This window comes from Myceligenerans pegani (genome assembly GCF_014892515.1).
GTDB classification, from domain to species: Bacteria; Actinomycetota; Actinomycetes; order Actinomycetales; family Cellulomonadaceae; genus Myceligenerans; species Myceligenerans pegani.
Genome location: NZ_JADBGR010000102.1, coordinates 1 through 17,927, shown reverse-complemented (window position 1 = coordinate 17,927; position 17,927 = coordinate 1). Strand labels below are relative to the sequence as shown.

Genomic DNA, 17,927 nt, shown 5'->3' with positions numbered 1-17,927 from the left:
AAGTACCTGGAACGGCTGTCTGACGTTACGCTTTCGGGCGCCCTCCGGTCAAACGCGGCCCGCGTTTCGCGGTGTCGCGCTGGCCACAGGACAGGCACCCACGACTCGCCGACGCCGCCGAGCGGCCCTCGGTCCGTAGCCCCGTCCACAGTATCCACAACCTGTGGACAACTGTGTGGACGGTGCCTCATCATGGCAGACTCCAGGAGTCCCCCGCGCTACGAGAAGAGCTCGAGCGGACGGGCTCCGTCCCAGATACAGCGACAGTCCCGCACCCTCGCGCGACCCGACCCGTAAGGAACGACCGTGGCCGACCCGGACGACAACCTCGCCGATGTCTGGGCAAAGGTGCTGACCACGCTCGAGGCACGTCCTGACATGAGTCCGCGGCAGCTCGCATTCATCCGGCTGGCGAAGCCGATGGCGGTGGTCCACGACATGGTCTTCGTCGCCGTGCCCCACGAGCAGACCCGCACCTACCTCGAGACCGCGGTTCGTGACGAGCTGTCGTCGGCCGTCTCGGAAGTGCTCGGGCGGGACGTACGTTTCGGCATCACCGTGGATCCCGAGCTGAGCAGCTCGTCCCTGGCCGGCCCCTCGCAGATCTCGCACGCGCCGACCAGCCTCACGGACGAGGCTCCCGAGCCGGCCGAGGCGCAGATGCCGGTGGCGCCTCAGCCGGCCCCGAAGCCGACGGGCGAGCAGACACGCCTCAATCCGAAGTACATCTTCGAGACCTTCGTCATCGGTTCGTCCAACCGGTTCGCCCACGCCGCCGCGGTCGCCGTCGCCGAGGCGCCGGCGAAGGCATACAACCCCCTGTTCATCTACGGGGACTCGGGGCTGGGCAAGACTCACCTGCTGCATGCCATCGGGCACTACGTCCACAACCTGTACCCCCACATCCGCGTGCGGTACGTGAACTCCGAGGAGTTCACCAACGACTTCATCAACAGCATCGGTGAGGGCAAGGCCGGGTCGTTCCAGCGCCGGTACCGCGACGTCGACGTGCTCCTCATCGACGACATCCAGTTCCTCCAGGGCAAGGAACAGACGATGGAGGAGTTCTTCCACACCTTCAACGCCCTGCACAACGCCAACAAGCAGGTCGTCATCACGTCCGACGTCCCGCCCAAGCAGCTCAGCGGTTTCGAGGACCGGCTGCGCTCCCGCTTCGAGTGGGGCCTCATCACCGACGTCCAGCCGCCGGACCTCGAGACGCGGATCGCCATCCTCCGCAAGAAGGCCGCGTCCGAGCATCTCGACGTGCCGGACGAGGTCCTCTCCTACATCGGCTCGCGCATCTCCACGAACATCCGTGAGCTGGAGGGCGCGTTGATCCGCGTCACGGCGTTCGCCAACCTCAACCGGCAGTCGGTCGACCTGACCCTCGCGGAGATCGTCCTGAAGGACCTCATCACCGACGACGACGACACCGCGGAGATCACGCCGGCGGTCGTCATCGCGCAGACCGCGGCGTACTTCGGACTGCCGATCGAGGACCTGTGCGGCACGTCGCGCTCCCGAGTGCTCGTCACCGCGCGCCAGATCGCCATGTACCTGTGCCGTGAGCTGACGGAGCTCTCGCTGCCGAAGATCGGCCAGCAGTTCGGTGGCCGGGATCACACCACGGTCATGCACGCGAACAAGAAGATCGCCGGGCAGATGGCAGAGCGTCGATCCACCTACAACCAGGTCACTGAGCTCACTGCACGGATCAAGCAGCAGCACCGCGTGTCCTGAGACGTCGTAGCACCCCTATCTGGACGAGGCGATACGTCCTGCTCTGTCCCCGCGTCACCACGCCGGACACAACCTCGTGCACGTGCTCTGGCCTGCGTCGACACCGCTCGGAGGCTCCCCAGTCCACATCTCCACAGGCCTGTGGATTCTGATGTGGATAACTTTCGGCGATCCCGCAGGCATCGTCTCCACAGGGTTGTACACAAACAGACCCGCGGAATCCCGCGGTTCCCGATCCTTGATCCCCAGGGCTGTGGACAGGATCTGTGCATAACCGCGGTTCGGAGCACTACGTGCGGGAACTGCCCTGTGGATGAACCTGTGGAAGACATGTGGACAACATCCCGAAACCTGTGGGCGACGGAGTCTGAACTGGGGATGGCCTGTGGGCAAAAAACAGCCGTCCACATGTGCCCCTAGTTTTCCCACAGTTGTACCCACAAGCTGTCCACACCCAGAAACCGCGCCTCACCTGGCGAAACGAGGGTTATCCCCAGTATCCACAACCCCTACTACGACGACTACAGATCTCTGAGAAGGGGAAGTCAGCACGCCTTCATCAGGCCGAGCGGCCCGATCGCCGTTGTTCGAACATTAGTACGATGACCGGTATGTGAGCAAGCACCTCTCCCCGGAGCGCCCTCCCCCGTCGTCAACGTCAGTCACCTCGCGTAGGCTCTGGCAGGTACGGGACGAGGCTCTGTGAGGGAGATGGAACGGCATGAAGTTCAGGGTCGAGCGTGACGTGCTCGCGGACGCCGTCACCTGGACGGCGCGCACGCTTCCCACGCGCCCTCCGGCACCGGTTCTCGCCGGCGTCCGCATGGAGGCGGATTCGTCGGGTGTCCTCAACCTCGCCAGTTTCGACTACGAGACGTCAGCCCGCTCAGAGCTGCCGGCCGAGGTCGCCGAACCCGGGACGGTCCTGGTCTCCGGCAGGCTGCTCGCCGAGATCTCCCGCTCGCTGCCCAGCAAACCCGTCGACGTCACGCTCGAGGGCAACAAGGTGGTCCTCACCTGTGGGGCGAGCCGATTCACCCTGCTGACGATGCCCGTCGAGGAGTACCCCGCGCTGCCGGCCATGCCGGAGCTGAGCGGAACGGTCCCGGGCGAGGCACTCACGGCCGCCGTGGCGCAGGTGACCGTGGCGGCCAGTCGCGACGACACGCTTCCGCTCCTCACGGGCGTCCGCGTCGAGATCGAGGACGAGAAGATCACGCTGCTCGCGACGGACCGCTATCGCCTCGCCCTGCGCGAGCTCACCTGGACCCCCGCGACGCCGGGCTTCTCGGCAGTCGCCCTGATCCGTGCTCGGACGCTGAACGACGTCGCCCGCTCCCTCGGGGCGAGTGGCGGTGCCGTCAATGTCGGGTTGTCCGCAGGGAACGGTGTGGACCTGGTCGGCTTCGAGGCCGGCGGCCGCCACACCACGTCCCAGCTGGTCGACGGCGACTACCCGCCCGTCCGGCGTCTCTTCCCGGACAGCTCGCCGATCCATGCGGTCGTCGCGACGGCCCCGCTGATCGACGCGGCCAAGCGCGTCAGCCTGGTGGCCGAGCGGAACACGCCGATCCGCCTCTCGTTCAGCGAGGGCCAGGTCGTGCTCGACGCCGGCCAGGGAGACGACGCGCAGGCGTCCGAGGCCTTGGAGGCGGTGCTCGACGGCGAGGACATCGCGGTGGCGTTCAACCCGCAGTACCTGCTGGACGGCCTCGGTGCCCTCGGCACCGACTTCGTCCGCCTCTCGTTCACTCACCCGAACAAGCCGGTCGAGTTCACCGGGCAGGACTCGCTCGACGGCGAGGACGACTCGACCTACCGTTACCTGCTCGTCCCGATCCGCTTCACGGGCTGACCCGCGCGTCGTGCGGTCGCGCGCCCATGGCTCGCGCCCGCCCTGTGCACTGTGCCTGTGGAGAACTTTCTGGAGGAATACATGGTCAGCCACATCGGCCTGGTCGGTCTCGGCAAGATGGGCAACAACATGCGGGAGCGCCTCCGCCGATCCGGCATCGAGGTCACCGGCTTCGATCCGCGCCCCGAGGTCTCGGACGTCGCCTCTCTCGCCGATCTCGTCGCCGCGCTCCCAACGCCGCGGATCGTCTGGGTGATGGTCCCGGCCGGCGCTCCGACTCGCAGCGTGATCGACGAACTGGGCGGCCTGCTGGGCGAGGGGGACATCGTCGTCGAAGGCGGCAACTCGCACTACGTGGAGGATCAGGAGCGTGCCGCCGAGCTGGCCGAGCGCGGTATCGGATACGTCGACTGCGGCGTCTCCGGCGGCGTGTGGGGGCTGGAGAACGGGTACGGCCTCATGTGCGGTGGCGAGGTCGCCCACGTCGAGGCCGTCATGCCCGTCTTCGACGCGCTGCGTCCTGAGGGACCCCGTGACGAGGGGTTCGTGCACGCGGGAACCGTCGGCGCCGGCCACTTCGCGAAGATGGTGCACAACGGCATCGAGTACGGCCTGATGCAGGCGTACGCGGAGGGCTACGAGCTGCTCGCGGCGAAGAAGGACGTCGTGACCGACGTGCACGGCACGATGAAGGCGTGGCAGCGCGGCACCGTTGTCCGGTCGTGGTTGCTGGACCTCATGGTGAAGGCCCTCGAAGAGGACCCCGGTCTGGCCGGCCTCGACGACTGGGTCGACGACTCGGGCGAGGGCCGCTGGACCATCGACGAGGGTGTGGACAACGCCGTGCCGCTGCCGGTGATCTCGGCAGCACTGTTCGCGCGGTTCGCCTCGCGTCAGGAGTCGTCCCCGGCGATGCGCGCGGTGGCAGCGCTGCGGCAGCAGTTCGGCGGCCATGCGGTGAAGAAGGCAGAGTAGACCGCTGTACGTCTCCCACCTGAGCCTCCTCGACTTCCGCTCGTACGCGAGCGTCGACGTGGAGCTCGAGCCCGGGGTCAACGCGTTCGTCGGGGCCAACGGTCAGGGCAAGACCAACCTGGTCGAGGCCATCGGCTACGTCGCGACCCTGGGCTCGCACCGCGTCGCCGCCGACACGCCCCTGATCCGGGCCGGGGCCTCGCGTGCGATCGTCCGCACGCGCATCGTGCGGGGCGACCGCGCCAGTACGGTCGAACTGGAGATCACGCAGGGGAAGTCCAATCGAGCCCGGATCAACCGCGGCCAGCCGGGCCGCGCACGGGACGTGCTCGGAATCCTGCGGACGGTGCTGTTCGCCCCGGAGGACATCGCACTGGTCAAGGGAGATCCGGAGGGTCGGCGCCGGTTCCTCGACCAGCTCATCGTGCTGATGGTGCCTCGGCTCGCGGCGGTGTTCGCGGACTACGAGCGGGTACTCAAGCAGCGGTCGGCACTGCTCAAGTCGGCGAGGGCCGTGCGTCGCTCGGGCGGTGCAGATCCGGCTGCGCTGGCGACACTCGAGGTGTGGGACGGGCGCCTGGTCGAACTCGGTGCGGAGATCGTCTCGCTCCGGCTCCAGCTCGTCGACGCACTCCGTCCGGTCGTGGCAGCGGCCTACGAGGCGGTCAGTGAGGGCAAGGGAGAGGCGTGGCTCGAGTACCGGTCGTCGTCCACGGGGCCTGTGGAAAACTTTCGCGGCGAGGGCGCTTCCGGTGACCGGGAATCGGCCCGTCCGGCTGATTCGCCGATGGCATCCGCGGGGTTAACGGAGGGGATGGCCCGCTCGGAGGAGGACGCCTCGGAACGGTCCCGCGGCGTGCATGACGGCCCGCCTTCGGTGGAGCGGATCCGGGAGCGGATGACCGCCGCGCTCGAAACCGTCCAGCAGCAGGAGCTCGATCGCGGGGTGAGTCTGGTGGGACCGCATCGCGACGATCTGCTGCTTGCTCTGGGCGGTCTGCCGGTGAAGGGATACGCGAGCCACGGAGAGTCGTGGTCGTTCGCGCTGGCCCTCAGATTGGCGTCGTTCTGGCTGTTGGGAGGGGCTGCGGAACTCGGCGCACCGTCGTCGTCGGCACCTGCGTTCTGGGACCCGGACCACGGCACGGATGCCGATCCGGTGCTCATCCTCGACGACGTCTTCGCGGAGCTCGACACCCGTCGGCGAGAGCGACTGGCGGAGCTCGTGCTTCCCGCCCGGCAGGTGCTCGTCACGGCCGCCGTGCCGGAGGACGTCCCTGCATCACTGAGCGGTGCGAGGTTTCACGTGGAACCAGGAGTAGTCACTCGTGAGTGACGAGAACATGTCGCGTGAGCCAACGACGGGCAGCGGAGGGGCCCGTCGGGAGGGCTCCCCCGGCCCCGAAAGTTATCCACAGAGTGCTGTGGATAACAGTGGGGAGACAGGAGATCTGGCGAGCTCTGGCGAGGTGCCGACCACCCCTCCCGAGGAGGTCGCGCGCGCGGCACTCAACCGGGCCAAGGCGGCCGCACGAGCGAAGGGGCTGCGGCCGGGGTCACCCGCACGGAGATCCCCGCTCGCCGAGCCGCGCAAGGAGGCACAGGGACCGAACGCGCGCGACCCGCAGCTGCTCGGAGCAGTCGTCGGCCGGCTGCTGCGCGAGAAGGGCTGGACGCAGGACGTCTCGGTCGGCGGCGTCGTGGGTCGATGGCGGGATGTCGTCGGAGACGACGTCGCGGAGCACTGCACACCGGTCACCTTCGAGGAACGGGTGCTCGTCGTGCGCGCCGACTCCACCGCGTGGGCGACGCAGATGCGGATGCTCGTACCGGATCTGCTGCGGCGGATGGCGGAAGAGATCGGTGAGGGCGTCGTCGAGGAGGTTTCCGTGCTGGGGCCCGCCGGGCCGGGATTCCGGAGGGGGCCGCGAGCGGTGCGCGGGCCGGGCCCTCGAGACACGTTCGGCTGAGGCTCGGCCGAGCCCGATCATCGCGCCCCGATGCCCGATGGTCGCGGTTTGCCGATGTCCGGTCGAGGTCTCATCGTGGACCGGACGCGGCATCGTGACCTGGTCGGCCCTGCTCGCCGCGGGTGGTGCCGTATGAGAGCGGCGGGAAAGCGATCAGGCCCCGCCCGGATGGGCGAGGCCTGATCGTTCTCTGCTGTCGCGGACTACCGCGTCAGTTCTTGGCCATCCGCCGGCGCGCGATGACCAGGGCGACGCCGCCGCCCACCAGGAGAAGGGCGAACGCCGCGGCGCCACCGACGGTGGCACCCGTCGCGGCCAGGACCGGCGGCTCCTCCTCGGCGACCGGCTCGGACGGCTCGTCCGACGGCGCGGCCTCGGTCGGCTCCGACGGCGAAGGCTCCGGGGCCGGAGCCTCTTCGCACTCCTCCTCGACGAGCAGAAGCTCGGCCGGGAAGAGCACGGTGCCGTCCTCCTGCGGCAGCCAGGCGCCGAGGTCCTCGATCCACTCGTACTGGTCCGAGACGAGGGCGGCGACGACGCCCGCCTCGTTCTTCGAGTAGGTCAGGGACTCGGTGTTCTCGGGGAGGACGACGTCGTCGATCGTCACGGCGCAGCCGGCGACGACCTCGGGCGTCGCCGGCGAGACGACCTCCTTGGCCGGCGGCTCGGCGCAGGCGTCGACAGTGCCTTCGTTCGAGTAGTCGTACTTGTCGTCGTCGTGCGCGTCGACGGACACTGACCAGGTGTGGGCGACCGTGTCGTCGTCGAACTCGTAGTGCTTGACGAAGTGGGCCCAGTCCCGGGGGCTACCGGGGAGCACGGCCGACTCGACGATCTCGCCGTCGATGACGACCTCGATGTCCGTGCCGCCCCTGTACGACTTGAAGTCGACATAGAGGCCGCTGCAGTCGGCGCTGGCGTTGGGGATGTGGGCAGATGCGGCGGGGGCCATGGCGACCATCCCACCAAGTACGACGGCGGTGAGAGCACCGCCGGCGAGGAACTTCTTCACGGTGTCATCCTTCAGTTGCGAACGAAGTTGCGAACATTGCGCTGGGGGGAGCTGACGGGGGTCGTGTCGGATTAGACCAGAAAGCCTCCGAAAAGCGAAATAGTTCCCAGCGCCCGGTTGACTGGTGACCGTAGCCGTACCAAGCCATGGCGCACATGGGTACAGGTACCCAAACGGCAGGCGCGCGAGGGAGAGCGGAGGGCCGGTGCCGCCGTCGACTGCCACATGAGGTCGCCGGCGACCGCCGGATTCGGCCGCCCTCGAGCGCCGGATCGTCACCTTCGGCCGTCAACGAGTGAATTTCACCCGCTAGGCCGGTCCCGATCCGACCGACGACCGCGCTCCATCCGCTCGAAGACCCTGTGGAGGTTGCCCACAACCGGCTCGGAATCCAATGTTTTCCGCGTCCTGGCGGTAGACTGAGGGGGACAATCACGCCGGGTCAGGACCACTCCTCCAACCCGGCGTGCGCCTGAAAGACGAGGAGCTACCCCGCCCGTGACAGAGCGAATCGACGGCGGCTACGACGCCGGGAACATCACCGTCCTGGAAGGTCTGGAGGCCGTTCGTAAGCGACCGGGCATGTATATCGGCTCAACCGGCGAACGCGGGCTTCACCACTTGGTCTACGAGATCGTCGACAACGCTGTCGACGAGGCCCTCGCGGGCCATGCCACCACCATCGACGTCACGCTGATGGCCGACGGCGGCGTGCGCGTCGTCGACGACGGCCGCGGCATCCCGGTGGCGATGCACCCCACCGAGGGCAAGCCGACCCTCGAGGTCGTCATGACGATCCTGCACGCCGGTGGAAAGTTCGGAGGCGGCGGGTACGCGGTCTCGGGCGGCCTGCACGGGGTCGGCATGTCCGTCGTCAACGCGCTGAGCACCCGCTTCGTGTCGGAGGTCGTCCGCGACGGCTACCACTGGAGACAGGAGTACCGCGACGGCGGCGAGCCGACGAGCGAGGTGCAGAGGCTCGAGCCGATGGCCGAGGGCGAGCACACCGGAACGACCCAGACCTTCTGGGCGGACGACTCGATCTTCGAGACCACCGAGTACGACTTCGAGACCCTGCGGACCCGCTTCCAGCAGACGGCCTTCCTCAACAAGGGGCTCCGGATCACGCTGACCGACGAACGTGCCGGTCACGCCGGGAACGAGGACGAGGTCACCGGGCAGATCCCGAAGGTCACCCCCGAGATGGTCGCCGAGGGCGACGTCGCCGGGACGATCACCACCACCGATGGCGACTCCGCCGCCACCGACGGCGAGTCGGGTACGGGAGCCGGCCACGGGTCGTCGTCGGGCGCTCGTCCCGGGGCACGGACCGTCACCTACAAGTACGACGGCGGTCTTGTCGACTACGTGGCGCACATCAACGCGGCGAAGAAGGTCGACCTCGTGCACCCTGAGGTCGTGGCCTTCGAGGCGGAGGACGAGGGGCGGAACATCTCCGCCGAGATCGCCATGCAGTGGACGAGCGCGTACAGCGAGTCCGTGCACACGTTCGCGAACATGATCTCCACGCCCGAGGGCGGCACCCACGAGGAAGGCTTCCGCACCGCGCTGACCAGCCTGGTCAACACGTACGCACGCGACAAGGCCATCCTGAAGGAGAAGGAAGACAACCTCACGGGTGACGACATCCGCGAGGGCCTCACGGCGGTCATCTCCATGAAGCTGAGCGAGCCGCAGTTCGAGGGACAGACCAAGGCGAAGCTCGGGAACACCGAAGCCAAGACCTTCGTGCAGCGCGTGGTCCGTGAGCAGCTCACCGACTGGTTCGACGCCCACCCGAACGAGGCGAAGGAGATCATCCGCAAGGCCATCCAGGCGAGCCAGGCGCGGATCGCGGCCCGCAAGGCCCGGGAGGCCACTCGCCGCAAGGGGATCCTGAGCAGCGGCGGCATGCCCGGAAAGCTGAAGGACTGCCAGTCGCGCCGGCCCGAGGAGTGCGAGGTCTACGTCGTCGAGGGCGACTCGGCCGGCGGCTCGGCGGTGCGCGGGCGCAACCCGCACAACCAGGCGATCCTCCCCATCCGCGGCAAGATCCTCAACGTCGAGCGCGCGCGACTGGACAAGGCTCTGTCGAACCAGGAGGTGCAGGCGCTGATCACCGCGTTCGGTACCGGGATCGGCGAGGACTTCGACATCGACAAGCTGCGCTATCACAAGATCGTGCTGATGGCCGATGCCGACGTCGACGGTCAGCACATCTGCACCCTCCTGCTCACGCTGCTGTTCCGGTACATGCGCCCGCTCATCGAGCACGGTCACGTGTACCTGGCGCAGCCGCCGCTGTACCGGTTGAAGTGGTCGAACGCTCCGCACGACTACGTCTACTCCGACCGGGAGCGCGACGCGTTCCTCGAGGCCGGCCTCGCGCAGGGCAGGCGGATCCCGAAGGAGAACGGGATCCAGCGCTACAAGGGTCTCGGCGAGATGGACTACACGGAGCTGTGGGACACCACGATGGACCCGGATCACCGGACCCTGCTCCAGGTGACGATGGACGATGCCGCGGCGGCGGACGAGGTGTTCGCGGTGCTGATGGGCGAGGACGTCGAGTCGCGTCGCAGCTTCATCCAGCGCAACGCCAAGGACGTGCGGTTCCTCGACATCTGAGCGAGTTCGCGAGTTCCGCACGATGCCGCCGGGACGGCGGCGGACGGAGCGAGCGCGCGGCCCGGCCACCGCGTGATGACGAGTTGCCGGGGAGACAACAGCACGCCGTCGGACGGCGTGGGAAGGAAGAGACGTGACGGACGAGACCCCCGGAGTGGAGGACCTCCCCGACGGCGTCGGCGACGCCGCGTTGGCCGTGCACCACGGCCGTGTGGAACAGGTGGACCTGCAGCTCGAGATGCAGCGCAGCTACCTGGACTACGCGATGAGCGTGATCGTGGGACGAGCCCTGCCGGACGTGCGGGACGGGCTCAAGCCGGTCCACCGCCGCGTGCTGTACGCGATGTACGACGGTGGCTACCGGCCGGATCGTTCGTTCAGCAAGTGTTCGCGCGTGGTGGGCGACGTGATGGGTAAGTACCACCCGCACGGCGACACGGCGATCTACGACACGCTGGTCCGGCTCGTGCAGGACTGGGTGCTGCGGTACCCGCTGGTCGCCGGTCAGGGGAACTTCGGCTCGCCCGGCAACGATCCCGCCGCCGCCCCTCGGTACACCGAGTGCCGCATGGCGCCGCTCGCGCTCGAGATGGTGCGCGACATCGAGAAGAACACCGTCAACTTCCAGGACAACTACGACGGTCGGACACAGGAGCCGACGGTCCTCCCGGCGCGCTTCCCGAACCTGCTCGTCAACGGGTCCGCCGGGATCGCCGTCGGGATGGCCACGAACATCCCGCCGCACAACCTGCGCGAGGTGGCCGACGGGGCGAAGTGGTACCTCGACAACCCGGACGCCTCGCGCGAGGAGCTGCTCGAGGCGCTGATGCAGCGCATCAAGGGCCCCGACTTCCCGACCGGCGCGCAGATCCTGGGCCAGAAGGGCATCGAGGAGGCGTACCGCACGGGCCGCGGGTCGATCACGATGCGCGCGGTGGTGAACGTCGAAGAGATCCAGAACCGGATCTGCCTGGTCATCACCGAGCTGCCGTACATGGTGAACCCCGACAACCTCGCCGCGAAGATCGCGGACATGGTCAACGAAGGGCGCATCCAGGGCATCGCCGATATCCGTGACGAGACGTCGGGCCGGACAGGCCAGCGACTCGTCATCGTGCTCAAGCGCGACGCGGTCGCCAAGGTCGTCCTGAACAACCTGTACAAGCACACGCAGCTGCAGGAGAACTTCAGCGCCAACATGCTGGCGCTGGTCGACGACGTCCCGCGGACGCTCAGCCTGGACGCGTTCATCCGGCACTGGGTCACGCACCAGATCGAGGTCGTGCGGCGGCGCACCGAGTTCCTCCTCAAGGAGGCCGAGGAGCAGATCCACATCTACGTGGGCTACCTCAAGGCACTCGACGCGCTCGACGAGGTCATCGCGCTCATCCGCCGCTCCCCCGACGTCGACGAGGCGCGCAGCGGCCTGATGGGTCTGCTCGGCGTGGACGAGGTCCAGGCCAACGCGATCCTGGCGATGCAGCTGCGCCGCCTTGCCGCCCTCGAACGACAGAAGATCCTCGACGAGCACGCGAAGCTCGAGGCGCTGATCAACGACTACCGCGACATCCTGGCCAAGCCCGAGCGGCAGCGTGCCATCGTCGGCGAGGAGATGGACGAGATCGTCGCGCGGTACGGCGACGAGCGCCGCACGACGATCCTCCCGCATCTCGGTGACATGTCCGTCGAGGACCTGATCCCCGAGGAGGAGATGGTCGTCACGATCACGCGCGGCGGCTACGCCAAGCGGACCCGCAGCGACAACTACCGACAGCAGAAGCGTGGCGGCAAGGGCGTGCGGGGAACGCAGTTGCGCGAGGACGACATCGTCGACCACTTCTTCGTCACGACGACGCACCACTGGCTGCTCTTCTTCACCAACCTGGGCCGGGTCTACCGGGCGAAGGGCTACGAGCTTCCCGAGGGCGGCCGCGACTCGAAGGGGCAGCACGTCGCCAACCTCATGGCGTTCCAGCCCGGGGAGCACATCGCCCAGGTCCTGGACATCCCCGACTACGACGCCGCGGACTACCTCGTCCTGGCCACTCGACGGGGCATCGTCAAGAAGACGCGGCTGCAGGAGTACAACTCGCCGCGGTCCGGCGGTCTCATCGCGATCAACCTGCGGGAGGACGAGGAGGGGCGTCCGGACGAACTGGTGGCCGCACGTCTGGTGAACGCGGACGACGACCTCATCCTCGTCTCGCGCAAGGGGCAGTCGATCCGGTTCCATGCCTCGGACGACACGATCCGGCCGCTCGGCCGAGCGACCTCGGGTGTGACGGGCATGAAGTTCCGGGACGACGACGAGTTGCTCGCGGCTCAGGTGGTCACGCCCGGGACGGACCTGTTCGTCGTGACGGAGGGCGGCTTCGCCAAGCGCACCAGGATCGACGAGTACCGCGTCCAGGGTCGTGGTGGCCTGGGCATCAAGGTGGCGAATCTGGTCGAGGCGCGCGGAGACCTTGTGGGGGCGCTGGTCACGGATGCGGATGACGAGGTCCTCGTCATCATGGAACGTGGCAAGATCGTCCGGTCCGCGGTCGCGGAGGTGAACCTGACCGGCAGGAACACGCAGGGAGTAACCTTCGCCAAACCGGACAGGGGCGATCGGATCATCGCCGTCGCGCGCAACGCGGAACGCAACCTCGAGCAGGAGGTTGCCGAGTCGGAGGACGGCCCTGAGGGGCCGACGAACGGCGGGAACGGTGTGGACGGCGTTACCGTGGACGGAGAGGTACCTGGCCCCGACGAGGTTTCGAGCACCCCAGAGCAAGAGAGCACCGGACGCGAGGACAGCTGATGACAAGCGGCAACGACACCGGACAGGGCAGCCGATCGGCGACGACGGAGATCGACGACGAACTCGAGAAGACCCATGTCCGGGAGGACGCCTCGCCGGACTCCGAACCGTCGGGTGACACCGTCGGCCAGGTGTCGGTCGAAGCCTCGGCCGACAAGACACAGAGCGACACGAATGCGACAGAGCCGGTCTCGGACGAGGGCGATGCCGTCGAGGAGCCCGCAGGGGGAACGGTGACCGAGAGAATCGCGGAGAAGGCGGAGCCGAGCGCATCGGACGCCGCCCCGATGGAGGACCCGGTGGCGAGCACCTCCTCCGAGAGCCCGGCGGGTTCGACGCCGCCGGAGGCACCGGAGAAGCCGATCCCCGGCGGTTTCTGGCGCTCGGCGTACGAAGCGGGTGCGAGCGCGCCGTCGTCGCGCTACACGGCGGATCCCGCCGACGGGCCGAACGGCACACCCGAGACGGCGTCGTCGTCTCTCGGATCGGCCATCGACAACGCCGCCGCACCGGGGCGGGCCGAGGGCGAGGACATCGAGGACACGACGAAGCCGCGAGTGGTTTCGCGCGAAAGCCTGCCGCCGAACCTGCCCGGCGAGGCATGGCAACGGGTGTCGGCCCCGAATGCGGCTGACGCGCCGATGGCCGAACCGGCGGCCGCCACGGCGAACGAGGCCGGCGGCCGGAGCGGTGGCGCGGAGGATCCGGCCGCGGCCGTCCGGCAGGGTGCGGTCAAGGCAGCACAGGCGGCCCTCGCCGCCGCGCGCAACGCCGCGAAGAAGGTTTCCTCCGCCATGCCGGAGGCCCCTGCGGCTCCGCCGGAGCCCCAGCCTGCTCCGCCGGCTCCCCCGGAGATGCACTACGCGGCCGGCGCGGTGCGAGGCTCGGCCTCCGTGCCCGTCGAGGAGACGGTTCCGGTCGGCACGGGCGGCCGGCCGGAGGGCGACACCACGCCCGGCCCCGCACCCAGCGCGACGCCGCGGCCGAGTGCTGGTCCGCGCCGGGTCCGCCTGGCGATCTCGCGGATCGACCCGTGGTCGGTCATGAAGCTGGCCTTCCTGCTGTCGGTCGCGATCGCGATCATGACTGTGGTCGCGACCGTCGTGTTCTGGTCCGTGATCGACAGCCTCGGGGTCTTCGACAAGGTCCAGACGTTCGTGACCGATGCCATCGGCGAGGAGACGAACTTCAACGTCATGCAGTACGTCGAGTTCGAGCGAGTGGTCTCGCTCGCGACGCTCGTCGCCATCTGCAACGTCGTCCTGCTCACCGCACTGGCCACGATCATGACCTTCCTCTACAACATCACGGCCGCTCTGGTGGGCGGCGTGCACATGACGCTCACCGACGACTGAGCACCTCGCATCGGCGGCGTCCCTCGCTCGACGAGGGACGCCGCCGTCGTCTCCGGCGCATGTCACACCACGAAGTTGGCGGGATCCACGATTTCGGTTTGGGACAGAGCCGCCCGCTGGGGTAATGTCTGGGTGCTGCCAGAGAGCACTGTCCGGGTGGACGGGGTTCCTGGAACGGCTCGGGGGTATAGCTCAGGCGGTTAGAGCGCATCGCTGATAACGATGAGGTCCGAGGTTCAAGTCCTCGTACCCCCACTTGACGGTGGACGGCCCGTGCCTACTCGTAGGCCGGGCCGTCTCGTTTGTTTTCTGTGGGGGCGGAGCCCCCATGCCCCGCCCCGGGGGCACGCCCCCGGACCCCCGGTGTGGGGCTTCGCGGGTTAGCGGCAGAAATGTGTGTCTGCTTCGGGCGTGTCGCTCATGGTCGTCCGGCCCAGCCCTTGCGGGCCCAGAGTCCTTCTTCGGCCGTGGCGGTGGTGTCGTAGCCGGCCGGGTCGATGGGTTTGTCGTTGATGACTGGCGGGCTTGGCTGGGGGTTCCAGTGTTCGGGCCGGGCCAGGTCTGCAGGTTGGGTGGGGTTCTCGGAGTGCAGGTAGCACCACCACTCCACGGCCCGTTTCTGATGCTCGGGTGTCATGCCACGGTGGCGTTTGAGCAGGTCACGTAGTACGGAGTTGATGCCGCCCTCGATCTGGTTGGTGGTTGAGGAGATGTCGAGGCCCTCGAATCGGGGTTCGAGGTAGGTGAACAGGGCGTCCTGGCGTGCAAGGCGGGCCATGAGCCGGTAGGCGCGGCGGATGCGGTCGTGGGTGTACCACCATCGCTGCCCGGCCCTGGCCCACTGCGGACGTATCGCGCCGGGCTGGGTGGCGTAGGTGCGCTGTTTGATGAGGTCGCTGTTGACCTGGTGCCAGGCGTTCAGGGCGGTCAGCCAGATGGTGGCCTGGTCGCGGGTGGTGATCTTGGTCAGCTGCAGCGACAGGGCCCGCAGAGTGCGCCCCGCGTCGGTGCGCGGATGGCGGGTCAGGTAGCCGCGCACGTTCCGCTGGACGTGGACCAGGCACCGCTGCACCGCCGTGTCCGGCCAGGTAGCCGCCAGCGCGCTGGCAAGGCCGCTGCCGCCGTCGACGACCACGGCTCGCGGCGCGGGCAGACGTTCCAGCAACGCCATCCAGGCGGCCTTCTTCTCCGTGTCGCACCACTGCAGCCCGACAACGGTGCCTCGGGTGATCGGGATCAGGGCGCACCAGCCGCCGGCGAGATAGATCCCGTCGAGCTGAACCTCGTCAAACACCTCACCGGTGACCGCGATGGCCGGCTCGATCCGCCAGCACCAGGCGTGCCGGTCACGGAACGTGCGCCCACTCCCGCCGCCCACCTCCCGCTGGGACGCTGGGCCGGTCAGCCACGCCACGAACGTCTCGGCCTGCGCCCGGCGGGTCACATCCGGCCTGCTCCTGCTGCTGGAAGAGCCACACGACGTGCACCGCCACCGTATCTTCCCGCTGCTCGTACGGCCGTTGCGCTTGAGCCAGCCGCCGCATACCTCACACCGTCGGCCATGTCCACCACCCTGCTCCGCCATGCCCACCAGGGCATAACAGACCCCGGAAACCCGCCTCCGACCAGCGTCGAGACCGCCTCAGCAGACACACAATCTTGCCGCTAACCCGGCTTCGCGCCTTGCCCCCCGTGGCGTGTCGGGCGTGGGCGTGCGGATCCTCGTGGCCGGGGCCGCAGGGTACGAGATTACCAGTAGGCTCCTGGGCCTATTCTCGTTCTGGACGGGTGACAAGTCAGTAAGGCTTACTTACCGTGGGACGGCGTGCCGGGTAAGGGCGTCTCTGCACGCGGGGCGATGGAGCCCCACTTGCCGACGAACCGGAGGTTCAGATGTCATCGTCCCGGAAATTGATCGGAACCCTCGCCGCGGTCGCGTGTCTGCTCGTTCCCTGGGCAACCGCCGCGCATGGTGTCCCCGAGGCCGGGCCCCAGGCCGAGACTGCCGCCGCCGTCCCGGACACCATCCCTCTGACCATCACCAACAACTCGGACCGCGGCGATCAGGTCTTCCTCTACGTGCTCGGCGAGCGCAACGGTGAGATGGGCTATGCGGATGCGTCCGGCACGTTCCACCCGTGGCCCGATGCGGGCGCCGTTCCCGAGCCGGCGCCGGACGCCTCGATTCCCGGCCCCGCCCGGGGCGCGTCCACGACGATCCAGATGCCGAAGCTCTCCGGCCGCGTCTACTTCAGCTACGGCACCAAGATGACGTTCCAGATCGTGCTGGACGGGCGCCTGGTACAGCCCGCCGTGCAGAACCCGAACGACCCCAACCGGGACATCATGTTCAGCTGGACCGAGTACACGCTGAACGACGACGGCCTGTGGATCAACAGCACCCAGGTCGACTTCTTCTCCGCGCCCTACCAGACGGGCCTACGGACCTCGAGCGGCGACATCCTGCACACCGGAATGCTGGAGCCGGACGGCTTCTCCAACGTCGTGTCAGCCCTCGACTCCACCCCCGGCTGGAACGGGCTGAAGCAGACGGCGCCCAACGGCTCCGTGCTGCGGGTGCTCTCGCCGGGGCACGGGATCGGCACCGGTCAGATCTCTCCCGACGTGATCACCTCGTACGTCGACGACGTATGGGAGCGCTATCGGTCACGGACGATGACGGTGGTCCCCTACGGCTTCGCGCCGGACACCAAGTTCTACGGCACCGTCTCGGGCGACACGATGACGTTCACGGACGGTGGCGGCGGGTTCGTGGCGAGCTTCGACAAGCCGTCGGCCGAGTCGATCTTCGGCTGCGCCGGTGACCTGTTCGCGCCGAACGACGACGTCGGCGCCATCGCCCGTACGTTGTGCGCCGGCTTCCACCGTTCCACCCTGCTGCTCGGAGACGTCCACCCGGGTCCGTCGTCGGACACGTTCTACCAGGAGAGCCGGACGAACTACTACGCGAAGTACATCCACGAGCAGATGGCCGACGGCAAGGCGTACGCCTTCGCGTTCGACGACGTCGAGAACCAGGAATCCCTGGTCCACGACGGCAACCCGACCGAGGCCTTCATGCAGCTCGATCCCTTCGCCGGAGCGGCAACCCCCATTGGCGGGGGCGCAAACGGCGGCGACGACGATGACGACGACACCCCGCCCGACTCGCCTCTCCCGCAGGGCACCGGAACGGTCCTCGCCGCCAACGACATGTGCATGGACGTACCGTGGGCCGATCCGCGGGACGGCAACCCGATCCAGATCGTGCACTGCAGCGGCAACGACGCCCAGACCTGGACCCGCTCCGGGGCCACGATCTCCGCGCTCGGCAAGTGTCTGGACGTCTCGGGCGGCGGGACGGCCGACGGGACGGCGGTCCAGCTGTGGACCTGCAACGGTACCGGCGCGCAGGAATGGACCTACGACGCCGCGGCACGGCACCTGGTGAACCCGCAGTCCGGTAAGTGCCTGGCAGTGATCGGCGGCGCGCTGCAGGACGGTCAGAAGCTCGAGATCCGCACCTGCGGCGGTGGCGCCGAGCAGTCCTGGACGTTCGGCGCGTAGGTGTCCCTGGCGTGGCGGG

Annotated in this window: 11 protein-coding genes and 1 tRNA gene; 10 read left to right on the top strand and 2 right to left on the bottom strand. The window is 68.2% G+C overall.

Going from position 1 to position 17,927, the window contains the following annotated elements:
- The first annotated feature begins 306 nt into the window (after positions 1–306).
- The 5 genes from dnaA to IIE03_RS17600 all read left to right on the top strand — a co-directional run bounded on the left by dnaA (position 307) and on the right by IIE03_RS17600 (position 6,543).
- A complete protein-coding gene (dnaA, locus tag IIE03_RS17620; RefSeq protein WP_192864071.1) occupies positions 307–1,743 on the top strand; it encodes a chromosomal replication initiator protein DnaA in 1,437 nt (478 codons plus the stop codon).
- Between the two features lie 721 nt (positions 1,744–2,464).
- Entirely contained in the window at positions 2,465–3,598 is a 1,134-nt protein-coding gene (dnaN, locus tag IIE03_RS17615) for a DNA polymerase III subunit beta (protein WP_192864070.1), read from the top strand.
- Positions 3,599–3,679: 81 nt separating this feature from the next.
- Positions 3,680–4,573 carry a phosphogluconate dehydrogenase (NAD(+)-dependent, decarboxylating) gene (gene gnd / locus IIE03_RS17610; protein ID WP_192864130.1) on the top strand — a complete coding sequence of 298 codons (894 nt, stop codon included), beginning with the start codon at positions 3,680–3,682 and terminating at the stop codon, positions 4,571–4,573.
- A gap of 4 nt (positions 4,574–4,577) precedes the next feature.
- Positions 4,578–5,909 carry a DNA replication/repair protein RecF gene (recF, locus tag IIE03_RS17605; RefSeq protein ID WP_192864129.1) on the top strand — a complete coding sequence of 444 codons (1,332 nt, stop codon included), beginning with the start codon at positions 4,578–4,580 and terminating at the stop codon, positions 5,907–5,909.
- Positions 5,910–6,042: 133 nt separating this feature from the next.
- Complete coding sequence (locus tag IIE03_RS17600; protein ID WP_318843049.1) at positions 6,043–6,543, top strand: DciA family protein; 501 nt, start codon at positions 6,043–6,045, stop codon at positions 6,541–6,543.
- 211 nt (positions 6,544–6,754) lie between these two features.
- Here the strand turns inward: IIE03_RS17600 and IIE03_RS17595 are convergent, their stop codons facing one another.
- On the bottom strand, positions 6,755–7,555 hold the full coding sequence (locus IIE03_RS17595; RefSeq protein ID WP_192864069.1) for a hypothetical protein: 801 nt from the start codon (positions 7,553–7,555) through the stop codon (positions 6,755–6,757).
- A 498-nt stretch (positions 7,556–8,053) separates the two neighbouring features.
- Between IIE03_RS17595 and gyrB the strand changes: the two genes are divergently transcribed.
- From gyrB to IIE03_RS17575, 4 genes are all read left to right on the top strand, one after another.
- Positions 8,054–10,183 carry a DNA topoisomerase (ATP-hydrolyzing) subunit B gene (gene gyrB / locus IIE03_RS17590; protein ID WP_192864068.1) on the top strand — a complete coding sequence of 710 codons (2,130 nt, stop codon included), beginning with the start codon at positions 8,054–8,056 and terminating at the stop codon, positions 10,181–10,183.
- 133 nt (positions 10,184–10,316) lie between these two features.
- Complete coding sequence (gene gyrA, locus IIE03_RS17585) at positions 10,317–12,986, top strand: DNA gyrase subunit A (RefSeq protein ID WP_192864067.1); 2,670 nt, start codon at positions 10,317–10,319, stop codon at positions 12,984–12,986.
- On the top strand, positions 12,986–14,341 hold the full coding sequence (locus tag IIE03_RS26005; RefSeq protein ID WP_225997944.1) for a DUF3566 domain-containing protein: 1,356 nt from the start codon (positions 12,986–12,988) through the stop codon (positions 14,339–14,341). Before gyrA ends, IIE03_RS26005 begins: the two co-directional genes overlap by 1 nt.
- Before the next feature lie 181 nt (positions 14,342–14,522).
- Positions 14,523–14,596, top strand: a tRNA-Ile gene (locus tag IIE03_RS17575).
- Between the two features lie 163 nt (positions 14,597–14,759).
- Here IIE03_RS17575 and IIE03_RS17570 read toward each other — a convergent pair.
- Positions 14,760–15,926: an IS1249 family transposase gene (locus tag IIE03_RS17570; RefSeq protein ID WP_192864066.1), complete on the bottom strand. Its 1,167-nt coding sequence runs from the start codon at positions 15,924–15,926 to the stop codon at positions 14,760–14,762.
- Between the two features lie 308 nt (positions 15,927–16,234).
- On the opposite strand from IIE03_RS17570, the gene IIE03_RS17565 reads away from it, so the two are divergent.
- Entirely contained in the window at positions 16,235–17,908 is a 1,674-nt protein-coding gene (locus tag IIE03_RS17565) for a beta-1,3-glucanase family protein (protein WP_192864065.1), read from the top strand.
- The last annotated feature ends 19 nt before the right edge of the window (positions 17,909–17,927 follow it).